This is a genomic window from Dokdonella sp. (assembly GCF_035511235.1).
GTDB lineage: Bacteria > Pseudomonadota > Gammaproteobacteria > Xanthomonadales > Rhodanobacteraceae > Dokdonella.
Genome location: NZ_DATKFQ010000011.1, coordinates 55,804 through 65,527 on the forward strand (window position 1 = coordinate 55,804; position 9,724 = coordinate 65,527).

General features: G+C 64.7%; 21 protein-coding genes and 1 pseudogene. All 22 read right to left on the reverse strand.

All coding sequences use genetic code 11. The annotated features are described in order from the left end of the window. The gene (rplO, locus tag VMR06_RS06395) at positions 1 to 435 is read right to left on the reverse strand and encodes a 50S ribosomal protein L15 (RefSeq protein WP_325374251.1); all 435 of its coding nucleotides are present in this window, start codon (positions 433 to 435) and stop codon (positions 1 to 3) included. 29 nt (positions 436 to 464) lie between these two features. Beyond that, positions 465 to 659, reverse strand: a complete 195-nt coding sequence (gene rpmD, locus VMR06_RS06400) for a 50S ribosomal protein L30 (RefSeq protein ID WP_325374253.1) — start codon at positions 657 to 659, stop codon at positions 465 to 467. Then, the gene (gene rpsE / locus VMR06_RS06405; protein ID WP_325374255.1) at positions 652 to 1,161 is read right to left on the reverse strand and encodes a 30S ribosomal protein S5; all 510 of its coding nucleotides are present in this window, start codon (positions 1,159 to 1,161) and stop codon (positions 652 to 654) included. The genes rpmD and rpsE overlap by 8 nt, the downstream gene beginning before the upstream one ends. 126 nt (positions 1,162 to 1,287) lie before the next feature. Next, on the reverse strand, positions 1,288 to 1,641 hold the full coding sequence (rplR, locus tag VMR06_RS06410) for a 50S ribosomal protein L18 (RefSeq protein ID WP_325374257.1): 354 nt from the start codon (positions 1,639 to 1,641) through the stop codon (positions 1,288 to 1,290). 31 nt (positions 1,642 to 1,672) lie between these two features. Beyond that, positions 1,673 to 2,200 (reverse strand): 50S ribosomal protein L6, encoded by a 528-nt coding sequence (gene rplF, locus VMR06_RS06415; RefSeq protein ID WP_325374259.1) that lies wholly within the window; start codon positions 2,198 to 2,200, stop codon positions 1,673 to 1,675. A 16-nt stretch (positions 2,201 to 2,216) separates the two neighbouring features. After that, entirely contained in the window at positions 2,217 to 2,612 is a 396-nt protein-coding gene (gene rpsH / locus VMR06_RS06420; RefSeq protein WP_325374262.1) for a 30S ribosomal protein S8, read from the reverse strand. Between the two features lie 42 nt (positions 2,613 to 2,654). Next, complete coding sequence (gene rpsN, locus VMR06_RS06425) at positions 2,655 to 2,960, reverse strand: 30S ribosomal protein S14 (protein WP_325374264.1); 306 nt, start codon at positions 2,958 to 2,960, stop codon at positions 2,655 to 2,657. Between the two features lie 19 nt (positions 2,961 to 2,979). Next, positions 2,980 to 3,519: a 50S ribosomal protein L5 gene (rplE, locus tag VMR06_RS06430; protein ID WP_325374267.1), complete on the reverse strand. Its 540-nt coding sequence runs from the start codon at positions 3,517 to 3,519 to the stop codon at positions 2,980 to 2,982. An 11-nt stretch (positions 3,520 to 3,530) separates the two neighbouring features. Then, the gene (gene rplX / locus VMR06_RS06435) at positions 3,531 to 3,845 is read right to left on the reverse strand and encodes a 50S ribosomal protein L24 (RefSeq protein WP_325374269.1); all 315 of its coding nucleotides are present in this window, start codon (positions 3,843 to 3,845) and stop codon (positions 3,531 to 3,533) included. 13 nt (positions 3,846 to 3,858) lie between these two features. After that, positions 3,859 to 4,227 (reverse strand): 50S ribosomal protein L14, encoded by a 369-nt coding sequence (gene rplN / locus VMR06_RS06440; protein ID WP_067648317.1) that lies wholly within the window; start codon positions 4,225 to 4,227, stop codon positions 3,859 to 3,861. 28 nt (positions 4,228 to 4,255) lie between these two features. Further along, positions 4,256 to 4,519: a 30S ribosomal protein S17 gene (gene rpsQ, locus VMR06_RS06445; RefSeq protein ID WP_325374276.1), complete on the reverse strand. Its 264-nt coding sequence runs from the start codon at positions 4,517 to 4,519 to the stop codon at positions 4,256 to 4,258. 12 nt (positions 4,520 to 4,531) lie between these two features. Then, positions 4,532 to 4,717 (reverse strand): 50S ribosomal protein L29, encoded by a 186-nt coding sequence (gene rpmC / locus VMR06_RS06450; protein WP_067648323.1) that lies wholly within the window; start codon positions 4,715 to 4,717, stop codon positions 4,532 to 4,534. Further along, a complete protein-coding gene (gene rplP, locus VMR06_RS06455; RefSeq protein WP_325374282.1) occupies positions 4,717 to 5,130 on the reverse strand; it encodes a 50S ribosomal protein L16 in 414 nt (137 codons plus the stop codon). Before rplP ends, rpmC begins: the two co-directional genes overlap by 1 nt. 2 nt (positions 5,131 to 5,132) lie before the next feature. Then, on the reverse strand, positions 5,133 to 5,852 hold the full coding sequence (gene rpsC, locus VMR06_RS06460) for a 30S ribosomal protein S3 (RefSeq protein WP_325374284.1): 720 nt from the start codon (positions 5,850 to 5,852) through the stop codon (positions 5,133 to 5,135). 19 nt (positions 5,853 to 5,871) lie between these two features. Further along, positions 5,872 to 6,201, reverse strand: coding sequence for a 50S ribosomal protein L22 (gene rplV / locus VMR06_RS06465; RefSeq protein WP_325374286.1), 330 nt, complete (start codon positions 6,199 to 6,201; stop codon positions 5,872 to 5,874). 11 nt (positions 6,202 to 6,212) lie between these two features. Then, positions 6,213 to 6,494, reverse strand: a complete 282-nt coding sequence (rpsS, locus tag VMR06_RS06470; RefSeq protein WP_325374288.1) for a 30S ribosomal protein S19 — start codon at positions 6,492 to 6,494, stop codon at positions 6,213 to 6,215. 12 nt (positions 6,495 to 6,506) lie between these two features. Next, positions 6,507 to 7,334: a 50S ribosomal protein L2 gene (gene rplB, locus VMR06_RS06475; RefSeq protein WP_325374290.1), complete on the reverse strand. Its 828-nt coding sequence runs from the start codon at positions 7,332 to 7,334 to the stop codon at positions 6,507 to 6,509. A gap of 14 nt (positions 7,335 to 7,348) precedes the next feature. Then, complete coding sequence (rplW, locus tag VMR06_RS06480) at positions 7,349 to 7,639, reverse strand: 50S ribosomal protein L23 (RefSeq protein ID WP_325374292.1); 291 nt, start codon at positions 7,637 to 7,639, stop codon at positions 7,349 to 7,351. Next, positions 7,636 to 8,238 (reverse strand): 50S ribosomal protein L4, encoded by a 603-nt coding sequence (gene rplD / locus VMR06_RS06485; RefSeq protein WP_325374294.1) that lies wholly within the window; start codon positions 8,236 to 8,238, stop codon positions 7,636 to 7,638. Before rplD ends, rplW begins: the two co-directional genes overlap by 4 nt. Before the next feature lie 10 nt (positions 8,239 to 8,248). Beyond that, on the reverse strand, positions 8,249 to 8,893 hold the full coding sequence (rplC, locus tag VMR06_RS06490) for a 50S ribosomal protein L3 (RefSeq protein WP_325374296.1): 645 nt from the start codon (positions 8,891 to 8,893) through the stop codon (positions 8,249 to 8,251). Between the two features lie 21 nt (positions 8,894 to 8,914). Beyond that, on the reverse strand, positions 8,915 to 9,226 hold the full coding sequence (rpsJ, locus tag VMR06_RS06495) for a 30S ribosomal protein S10 (RefSeq protein WP_325374298.1): 312 nt from the start codon (positions 9,224 to 9,226) through the stop codon (positions 8,915 to 8,917). A gap of 296 nt (positions 9,227 to 9,522) precedes the next feature. Then, positions 9,523 to 9,724 (reverse strand): annotated as a pseudogene (gene tuf / locus VMR06_RS06500) (elongation factor Tu); the annotation flags it as partial.

The following is a 9,724-nucleotide window of genomic DNA, read 5'->3' on the forward strand; positions in this document are numbered from 1 at the left end:
TTACTCCACGCTGCCGCCGGCAGCCTCGATCGCAGCCTTGGCGCCCGCCGTGACGGCCACGCCCTTGAGCTTGACTGCACGGGTGATCTCGCCCTTCTTGACGATCTTCGCGCGCTCGGCGCGCTTCTCGATCAGGCCGGCCTCGCGCAGCGCGGCGAAGTCGATCACGTCGACCTTCAGCGCGTCGAGCTTGTACAGCAGCACTTCGCTGACCTCGTGGGCCTTCTGCGAGCGGAAGCCGATCTTCGGCAGGCGACGCTGCAGCGGCATCTGGCCGCCTTCGAAGCCCGGCTTGACCTTGCCCTTGCCGGCGCGAGCGTACTGACCCTTGTGACCGCGGCCGGCCGTCTTGCCGAGGCCCGAACCGATGCCGCGGCCGACCCGGACGCGCGCCTTGCGGGCGCCGGCGGCGGGCTTGAGAGTATTGAGATGCATGTGATGTTCCTCGTGATCCTGGCCGGCGCTTACGCGCCCTCTTCGACCTTGACCAGGTAGGACACCTGGTTGATCAGTCCGCGCACCGAAGGCGAATCCTTGAGCTCGCGCACGTCGTTGAGCTTGCGCAGGCCCAGCGCCCGGACGCTGATCCGGTGGCGCTCCTGGCAGCTGTTGACGCTCTTGACCAGACGCACGCGTATCGTCTTTGCGTTGTTACTCATTGCCGAGCACCTCTTCGACGGACTTGCCGCGCTTGGCCGCAATGCGCTTGGGCGAGACCATCGCCTGCAGGCCGTTGATCGTCGCGCGGACCAGGTTGATCGGGTTGCGCGAACCGACGGCCTTGGCCAGGACGTTCTTCACGCCGACGACCTCGAGCACCGCGCGCATCGCACCGCCGGCGATCACGCCGGTACCTTCCGATGCCGGCTGCATGTAGACACGCGCCGCACCATGGTTGGCCTTGACCGCGTGGAACAGCGTGCCGTTGTTGAGCTCGACGCGGATCATACCCTTGCGGGCACGCTCCATCGCCTTCTGGATGGCCACCGGCACCTCGCGCGCCTTGCCGTAGCCGAAGCCGACGCGGCCGTCGCCGTCGCCGACCACGGTCAGCGCGGTGAAGCTCATCTGACGGCCGCCCTTGACGGTCTTGGCGACGCGGTTGACGGCGATCAGCTTCTCGAGAAAACCATCGCCGCTATCACGATCATTGGTTGACATGATTCACCTTTGCCCTGCCACCCGCCAAAGCGGTGTGGACTTCTGCTTGCGGACGAGCCGCTTGGAGTTGTTGTGAGCCCGACGCGGATCTGGCCGCGCCGGGAAGCCGCCCTTGCGGGCGAAGGATCAGAACTTCAGACCGGCCTCGCGAGCCGCGTCGGCAAGCGCCGCGATACGGCCGTGATACTTGAAGCCGGAACGGTCGAAAGCAACCGTGTCCACGCCGGCCTGCAGCGCGCGCTCGGCGACCGCCTTGCCCACAGCCGCGGCGGCGGTCTTGTTCTTGGTGCCGGTCAGACCCTCGGCGATCGACTTCTGCAGCGTCGAGGCCGCGGCGATCACCTTGGCGCCGTCGGCGGTCACGATCTGCGCGTACAGATGCTGGCCGGTGCGGTGGACGCTCAGGCGAGCCACGTCGAGCTTGCGGATGTGCAAGCGGGTCGACTTGGCGCGGCGCAACCTGGAAATGTTCTTCTTCATCGTTGGTCTCTCTCGGAAGCTGAAGCGCCCATCAGGCCTTCTTGGCTTCCTTCAGGGTGATCTGTTCGCCGGAATAGCGGACGCCCTTGCCCTTGTAGGGCTCCGGCGGACGGAACGCGCGAATCTTGGCCGCGACCTGGCCGACGCTCTGCTTGTCGGCGCCCTTGATCAGGATCTCGGTCTGCGACGGCACCTCGATGGTGACGCCCTCCGGAGCCTTGAACAGGATCGGGTGCGAAAAGCCCAGCGACAGGTTGAGGTCCTTGCCCTGCAGCGCCGCGCGGTAGCCGACGCCGACCAGCTCCAGCTTGCGCTGGAAGCCTTCACTGACGCCGATGACCATGCTGTTGACCAGCGCGCGCGCGGTACCGGCCAGCTTGATGTCGTCCTGCTCGCGCGCGGAGAACTGCACCACGCCGGCTTCGACGGTCGCGTCGACGCCCGCGGGCACCGCGAACGTCAGGGTGCCCTTCGGGCCCTTGACCGTGATCGTTCCGGACTCGACCTTGCACTCCACGCCCTTGGGAAGCGAAATCGGCTTCTTGGCAACACGTGACATATCTGCTTCTCCCAGATCAGGCGACGAGGCCGATCACTTCGCCGCCGAGACCCTTCTTGCGGGCTTCGGCGTCGGTCATGATGCCCGACGAGGTCGACACGATCGTGATGCCGAGGCCGCCGAGCACCTTCGGCAGGTCGCTCTTGCCGCGGTAGACGCGCAGGCCCGAGCGGCTGACGCGCTCGATGCGCTCGATGACCGGCTTGCCTTCGTAATACTTGAGCGCGATCTCGAGGACCGGCTTGCCTTCGGGCGAGACCACCTGAACGTCGGTCAGGTAGCCCTCTTCCTTCAACACATTGGCGATCGCCTGCTTCACGCGCGAGGACGGCATCACCACGGTACGCTTGCCCGTGGCCTGCGCGTTGCGGATGCGCGTGAACATGTCGGCGATGGGATCAGTCATGCTCATAATCTATGAATCCTGTATTGCAGCACCGATATCCGGGATGGATTACCAGCTGGCCTTGCGCAGTCCCGGCACATCGCCGCGCATGGTGGCTTCACGAAGCTTGTTGCGGGCCAGGCCGAACTTGCGGTAGACGGCACGCGGACGGCCCGACAGGGCGCAGCGCGTACGCTGGCGCGAAGCGCTCGAATCGCGCGGCAGCTTCTGCAGCTTGGTCGCCGCGGCGATCTTCTCGTCGTACGAAGCGGTCGTGCTCGCCACGATCGCCTTGAGCTCGGCGCGCTTGGTCGCGTGACGCTTGGTCAGCTTCGTGCGCTTGATCTCGCGGTTAACCATCGACTTCTTGGCCATGATTCTTCTCGTGTCTCAATCAGTTGCGGAAAGGAAAACCGAAGGCTTCCAGCAGAGCCTTGGCTTCCTCGTCCGTGGCTGCGGTCGTGGTGACCGCGATGTCCATGCCGCGCAGCGCGTCGATCTGGTCGAAATCGATCTCCGGAAAGATGATCTGTTCCTTGACGCCCATGTTGTAGTTGCCGCGGCCGTCGAACGAACGGCCCGAGATGCCGCGGAAGTCGCGCACGCGCGGCAGCGAGATGCTGATCAGGCGATCGATGAACTCGAACATCTGCGCGCGGCGCAGCGTCACCTTGCAGCCGATCGGCCAGTTGTCGCGGATCTTGAACGACGCGATGGACTTCTTGGACAAGGTCACGACCGGCTTCTGACCGGCGATCTTGGCCATGTCCGCGACGGCGTTCTCGAGGACCTTCTTGTTGCCGACCGCTTCGCCGACGCCCATGTTGAGCGTGACCTTGGTCAGGCGCGGAACCTGCATGACGTTCGTATAGCCGAACTTTTCGATCAGCTTGGGAACGATCTGTTCCTTGTAGATTTTTTCGAGGCGTGTCATGACAGGCTGCCTTAGATGTCGACCATTTCGCCGCTCGGGCGGAACACCCGAACCTTGCGGCCGTCTTCGAGGCTCTTGAAGCCGACGCGCGAGCCCTTGCCGGTGGCGGGGTTGAACAGTTGAACGTTGGAGATGTCGATCGAGGCCTCGCGCTCGACGATGCCGCCGGGCTGGTTGGCCTGCGGATTCGGCTTGGTATGGCGCTTGATCAGATTGATGTTCTGCACGAAGACGCGATCCCCCGCCACGCGGAGCACCTCGCCTCGCTGACCCTTGTTCTTGCCGGTGATCACGATGACTTGATCACCTTTGCGAATGCGGTTCATGGCAATGATCCTGTTACAGCACTTCAGGAGCGAGCGAGACGATCTTCATGAATCGCTCGCTGCGCAGCTCACGCGTGACCGGCCCGAAGATGCGGGTACCGATCGGCTCCAGCTTGTTGTTGAGCAGAACGGCGGCGTTGCCGTCGAAGCGGATCAGCGATCCGTCGGCACGGCGCACGCCCTTGCGGGTGCGCACGACCACGGCATCGTAGACCTCGCCCTTCTTGACCTTGCCGCGCGGAATCGCTTCGCGCACGGATACCTTGATGATGTCGCCGATGCTGGCGTAGCGGCGCTTGCTGCCGCCCAGCACCTTGATGCAAAACAGCTCGCGAGCGCCGCTGTTGTCCGCTGCATCCAGCGTGGTCTGCATCTGGATCATGTTGTTTGCTCCTTCAGCTGATCAGCGCTTACTGCGCAGCGCGCGTGACGACTTCGACGACACGCCAGTTCTTGGTCTTCGACAGCGGGCGGCATTCGCTGATGCGCACGACGTCGCCCTCGCGGCACTCGCCGCTCTCATCATGAGCGTGGACCTTGGTGGACCGGCGCACGATCTTGCCGTACAGCGCGTGCTGCACCTGGCGCTCGAGCAGGACGGTCACGGTCTTCTGCATCTTGTTGCTGACGACCCGACCTTCGAGGGTGCGCAGCGCTTTCTGGTTATCACTCATTGCGGCCGGTCCTTACTTCTGAGCGCCGAGCAGGGTCTTGACCTGCGCGATTTCACGACGGACGCGCCCGATCTGGTGCGTCTGGGTCAGCTGGCCGGAACCCTTCTGCATGCGCAGATTGAACTGTTCGCGGCGCAGTTCGACGAGATGCTCGCCCAGTTCCTGCACGGACTTCTTGCGGAGTTCGTTGAGTTCCATCACAGCACCGTTCGGGTAACGAATTGGGTCTGGACCGACAGCTTCGCGGCGGCCAGGCGGAAGGCCTCGCGGGCTTCCGCCTCGCCGATGCCCTCGATCTCGTACAGCATGCGGCCGGGCTGGATCGGCGCGACCCAGTACTCGACGTTGCCCTTGCCGTTACCCATACGCACTTCGATCGGCTTCTTGGTGATCGGCTTGTCCGGGAACACGCGGATCCACAGCTTGCCGCCGCGCTTGACGTAGCGCGTGATGCAGCGGCGGGCGGCCTCGATCTGGCGCGCGGTCAGCTGGCCGTGCGTGATGGCCTTGAGGCCGAACTCGCCGAAGCTGACCTTGGTCGCGACGTAGGTCAGACCGCTGTTGCGGCCCTTGTGGACCTTACGATACTTGGTACGTTTCGGTTGCAGCATGATCAGGCTCCTGCAGCGGCGGCGGGCTTGGCCGACCGGCGCGGCGCGCGCTCTTCACTGGCTTCGGCCTTGGCTTCCTGGGTCGCCGCGGCGAGGTCGAAGATCTCGCCCTTGTAGACCCACACCTTCACGCCGATGATGCCGTAGGTGGTCTTCGCCTCGGCGAAGCCGTAGTCGATGTCGGCACGCAGCGTATGCAGCGGCACGCGACCTTCGCGGTACCACTCCGAACGCGCGATCTCGGCGCCGTTGAGGCGGCCGGCGACGTTGACCTTGATGCCGAGCGCGCCGAGACGCATCGCGTTCTGCACGCTGCGCTTCATCGCGCGGCGGAACATGATGCGGCGCTCGAGCTGCTGGGCGATCGACTCGGCGACCAGCTGCGCGTCGAGCTCGGGCTTGCGCACCTCGGTCACGTTGATGTGCGCCGGAACGCCCATCAGCGTCGAGACTTCCTTGCGCAGCTTCTCGATGTCCTCGCCCTTCTTGCCGATGACGACACCCGGCCGAGCCGTGTGGATCGTCACGCGCGCATTCTTGGCCGGACGCTCGATCTGGATGCGCGAGACGCCGGCCTGGGCCAGCTTCTTGCGCAGCAGCTCGCGCACCTTGAGATCGGCGGCGAGGTACTCGGCGTACTCGCGCTTGTTGGCGAACCACTTCGAATTCCAGTCCTTGGCGATGCCAAGGCGGATACCGGTGGGATGTACTTTATGACCCATCGTTGCCGTCCTTCGAAACTTATTCGCCCACAACCACGGTGATGTGGCTGGTGCGCTTGAAAATTTGGGTACCGCGACCCTTGGCCCGGGCGTGCATCCGCTTGAGGATCGGACCCTCGTCGACGAAGATGCGCGAGACCTTGAGCTCGTCGACGTCGGCGCCGAGATTGTTCTCGGCGTTGGAAGTCGCCGAGAACAGGACCTTGTAGACCAGGTGAGCGGCCTTCTTGTCGCTGAACTTCAGCAGAGTCAGAGCGCGATCCACCGGCAGGCCACGCACCTGGTCGGCGACGAGCCGGACCTTCTGCGGGGAGATGCGCGCGGTGCGCAGAACAGCCTTCGCTTCCACGGTGCTTCTCCTTACTTCTTGCCGTCGGACTTCTTGTCGCCACCGTGCCCCTTGAAGGTGCGCGTGACGGCAAACTCGCCGAGCTTGTGTCCGACCATGTTCTCGTTGACGAGGACCGGAACATGGAGACGACCGTTGTGCACCGCCAGGGTCAGGCCGACCATGTCCGGCACGATCATCGAACGGCGCGACCAGGTCTTGATCGGGCGTTTGTTATTGGCGGCAGCGGCGGCCTCCACCTTCTTGAGCAGGTGGTGGTCGACGAACGGGCCTTTCTTCAGTGAACGTGGCATGGCGTGTACCTATCAACCCCGGCGATCGCGCACGATGAACTGCTGCGTGCGCTTGTTCTTGCGTGTCTTGTAGCCCTTGGCCGGCGTACCCCACGGGGAGACCGGATGCGGGTTGCCTTGTCCTGCGCGACCCTCACCACCACCGTGCGGATGGTCGACCGGGTTCATCGCCGCACCGCGAACGGTCGGCTTGATGCCGCGCCAGCGCTTCGCGCCAGCCTTGCCGAGCTTCTCGAGGTTGTGCTCCGAGTTGCCGACTTCGCCGATCGTCGCGCGGCACTCGGCCGGCACCTTGCGCATCTCGCCCGAACGCAGGCGCAGCGTGGCGTGGCCCTGTTCGCGCGCGACCAGCTGCGCCGAGGCACCGGCGCTGCGCGCGATCTGCGCACCCTTGCCGGGCTTCATCTCGATGCAGTGCACCGTCGTACCGACCGGGATGTTGCGCAGCGGCAGCGTGTTGCCGGCCTTGATCGGCGCGTCGCGGCCGGCCATCAGCTGGTCGCCGACCTGCACGCCCTTCGGCGCGATGATGTAGCGGCGCTCACCGTCGACGTAGCACAGCAGCGCGATGTGCGCGGTGCGGTTCGGGTCGTACTCGATCCGCTCGACGCGGCAGGCGATGCCTTCCTTGTCGCGCTTGAAGTCGATGATGCGGTAGTTCTGCTTGGAACCGCCGCCCTTGTGCCGCGTCGTGATGCGGCCGTAGTGGTTGCGGCCGCCGGTCTTAGACTGCGACTCGGTCAGCGGCGCGTACGGCGCACCCTTGTGGAGACCCGGAGTCACCACGCGAACGGCTGCGCGACGGCCAGCCGAGGTAGGCTTGAGTGTGATCAGTGCCATGGATTATTCCGCCCTCAGGCCTTGGCCATCACGTCGATCGTCTGGCCTTCGCGCAGACGGACGTATGCTTTGCGCCGGTTGCCGCGCGTACCCAGCCGCGACCGGAACGCCTTGGTCTTGCCCTTGATGGTGACGACGTTGACCGCCTCGACCTGGACGTCGAACAGCTGTTCGACGGCCGCCTTGACGTCGGCCTTGGTCGCCGCCTGGGCGATCTCGAAAACATACTGATTGGCTTCCTGCAGCCGCGCGGTCTTTTCGGAGACCAGCGGCGCGCGCAGAACGCCGAGCAAACGCTCGTTCATGCCAGCCACTCCTCGATCTTCTTCACCGCGTCAACGGTCAGCAGCACCTGCTTGGCGCCGACCAGGCTGACCGGATCCAGTCCCGCCACGTCGACGACGTGGACGTAGGGGATGTTGCGTGCCGCCAGATACAGCGCCTCGGGCGCGTTCTCGGCGACCAGGACGGTGCGGCCCGCCGCCTCGAAGCTGGCCAGCTTGGCGACCAGATCGCGCGTCTTGGGCTGCTCGATGCCGAACGACTCGACCACCTTCAGGCGGTCCTGACGGACCAGCTCGGACAGGATCGACGCGACGGCACCGCGGAACATCTTGCGGTTGACCTTCTGCGCGAAGCTGCGCGGACGCGCTGCGAACGTGACGCCGCCGCCGACGAAGATCGGCGCGCGGTAGTCGCCGTGGCGGGCGCCGCCGCCCTTCTGCTTCTTGAACTTCTTGGTCGTGCCGGACACGTCCGAACGCGACAGCTGGGCCTTGCTTCCGGCACGGCCGGCATTGCGGTAGGCGACGACGACCTGGTGGACCAGATCCTCGCGGAATTCCTTGCCGAACACCGCCTCGGAAACCGCGAGAGGCTTGGCGCCGATGACATTCAGTTCCATGGCGTCCTCCTCACTTTGCCTTGACGGCAGGACGAATGATGACGTGGCCGCCGGGAGCGCCGGGAACCGCACCCTTGATCGCGATCACATGACGCTCGCTGTCGATCTTGACGACCTCGAGGTTGATCGACGAGCGGCGCACGTTACCCATGTGTCCGGACATCTTCTTGCCGGGGAACACGCGGCCCGGCGTCTGACGCTGGCCGATAGAACCCGGCGAGCGGTGCGACAGCGAGTTACCGTGGGTGGCGTCGCCCATCGTGAAATGGTGGCGCTTGATCGTGCCCTGGAAGCCCTTGCCCTTGCTGACGCCGGCGACATCGACCTTCTGACCGACCTGGAACACCTCGTCGGCCTTGATCTCGCCGCCGACATCGAACTTCGCCAGGTCGTCGGCCTCGACGCGGAACTCCCAGAGTCCGCGACCGGCCTCGACCTTGGCCTTGGCGTAGTGCCCGGCCAGCGGCTTGTTGATCAGCGCCGCGCGCTTGCTGCCCGCGGTGACCTGGACGGCGTTATAGCCGTCGGTTTCGATCGTCTTGACCTGGGTCACCCGGTTCGGCGTCGCTTCGATCAGCGTCACCGGCACCGAACGGCCGTCTTCGGTAAAGACTCGGCTCATGCCGCACTTGCGGCCTACCAATCCGATACTCATCGTCGTGTCCTATCGCCGTGCTCAGTGCAGCTTGATCTGGACGTCCACACCGGCCGCCAGGTCGAGCTTCATCAATGCGTCCACGGTCTTGTCGTTGGGGTCAACGATATCCAGCACGCGCTTGTGCACGCGGGTCTCGTACTGGTCACGCGCATCCTTGTCCGCATGCGGCGAAACCAGAATGGTGTAACGCTCAATCTTGGTCGGCAGCGGTATCGGGCCGCACACTTGCGCGCCGGTGCGCTTTGCCGTCTCGACGATCTCGCTGGCCGAACGATCGATCAGACGATGATCGAAGGCCTTGAGTCGGATGCGAATCTTCTGGTCCGCCATTGCCGTATTCCTGTTGAAAAGAGCCGGAACGCGACTCGAGGTCGCTCCCGAGAAAAATCAGGCAGGCCGGTTTCCCGGCCTGCCAGACAGAAAAGTATAGTACGCGCCACCGGCCCCGTCAACGAACGACGGAGCCCGACTTGACGACGCCCATCCTTAGTCTGGCGAACACGAGGCACATCCTGCACCTCTTTTCGCGGTAGTTCGGCGCCCCGCACTCGGGCGCCTCATCGACTGGACGCCGGAGCGTCCGAGCCGGCTATTCTAGCGGCATCACGTACGATGCCGCAAGCGTTTTACTCGAAGATCTTCGCGACGACGCCGGCGCCGACGGTGCGGCCGCCTTCGCGGATCGCAAAGCGCAGGCCTTCGTCCATCGCGATCGGCGCGATCAGCGTCACCACCATTTTGATGTTGTCGCCCGGCATGACCATCTCCACGCCTTCCGGCAGCTCCACCGAGCCGGTCACGTCCGTCGTCCGGAAGTAGAACTGCGGG

Bases quoted from the DNA above. Each gene is read 5' to 3' on its own strand.
- rpmD (WP_325374253.1), bottom strand. From the start codon at position 659: ATGAGTAACAACGCAAAGACGATACGCGTGCGTCTGGTCAAGAGCGTC.
- rpmC (WP_067648323.1), bottom strand. From the start codon at position 4,717: ATGGAACTCAACGAACTCCGCAAGAAGTCCGTGCAGGAACTGGGCGAG.
- rplE (WP_325374267.1), bottom strand. From the start codon at position 3,519: ATGACACGCCTCGAAAAAATCTACAAGGAACAGATCGTTCCCAAGCTG.
- rplD (WP_325374294.1), bottom strand. From the start codon at position 8,238: ATGGAACTGAATGTCATCGGCGCCAAGCCTCTCGCGGTTTCCGAGGCG.
- rplR (WP_325374257.1), bottom strand. From the start codon at position 1,641: ATGAAGAAGAACATTTCCAGGTTGCGCCGCGCCAAGTCGACCCGCTTG.
- rpsQ (WP_325374276.1), bottom strand. From the start codon at position 4,519: ATGAGTGATAACCAGAAAGCGCTGCGCACCCTCGAAGGTCGGGTCGTC.
- rpsC (WP_325374284.1), bottom strand. From the start codon at position 5,852: ATGGGTCATAAAGTACATCCCACCGGTATCCGCCTTGGCATCGCCAAG.
- rplP (WP_325374282.1), bottom strand. From the start codon at position 5,130: ATGCTGCAACCGAAACGTACCAAGTATCGTAAGGTCCACAAGGGCCGC.
- rplN (WP_067648317.1), bottom strand. From the start codon at position 4,227: ATGATCCAGATGCAGACCACGCTGGATGCAGCGGACAACAGCGGCGCT.
- rpsJ (WP_325374298.1), bottom strand. From the start codon at position 9,226: ATGGCGGACCAGAAGATTCGCATCCGACTCAAGGCCTTCGATCATCGT.
- rpsN (WP_325374264.1), bottom strand. From the start codon at position 2,960: ATGGCCAAGAAGTCGATGGTTAACCGCGAGATCAAGCGCACGAAGCTG.
- rpsS (WP_325374288.1), bottom strand. From the start codon at position 6,494: ATGCCACGTTCACTGAAGAAAGGCCCGTTCGTCGACCACCACCTGCTC.
- rplX (WP_325374269.1), bottom strand. From the start codon at position 3,845: ATGAACCGCATTCGCAAAGGTGATCAAGTCATCGTGATCACCGGCAAG.
- rpsE (WP_325374255.1), bottom strand. From the start codon at position 1,161: ATGTCAACCAATGATCGTGATAGCGGCGATGGTTTTCTCGAGAAGCTG.
- rplW (WP_325374292.1), bottom strand. From the start codon at position 7,639: ATGAACGAGCGTTTGCTCGGCGTTCTGCGCGCGCCGCTGGTCTCCGAA.
- rplO (WP_325374251.1), bottom strand. From the start codon at position 435: ATGCATCTCAATACTCTCAAGCCCGCCGCCGGCGCCCGCAAGGCGCGC.
- rplC (WP_325374296.1), bottom strand. From the start codon at position 8,893: ATGAGTATCGGATTGGTAGGCCGCAAGTGCGGCATGAGCCGAGTCTTT.
- rplB (WP_325374290.1), bottom strand. From the start codon at position 7,334: ATGGCACTGATCACACTCAAGCCTACCTCGGCTGGCCGTCGCGCAGCC.
- rpsH (WP_325374262.1), bottom strand. From the start codon at position 2,612: ATGAGCATGACTGATCCCATCGCCGACATGTTCACGCGCATCCGCAAC.
- rplF (WP_325374259.1), bottom strand. From the start codon at position 2,200: ATGTCACGTGTTGCCAAGAAGCCGATTTCGCTTCCCAAGGGCGTGGAG.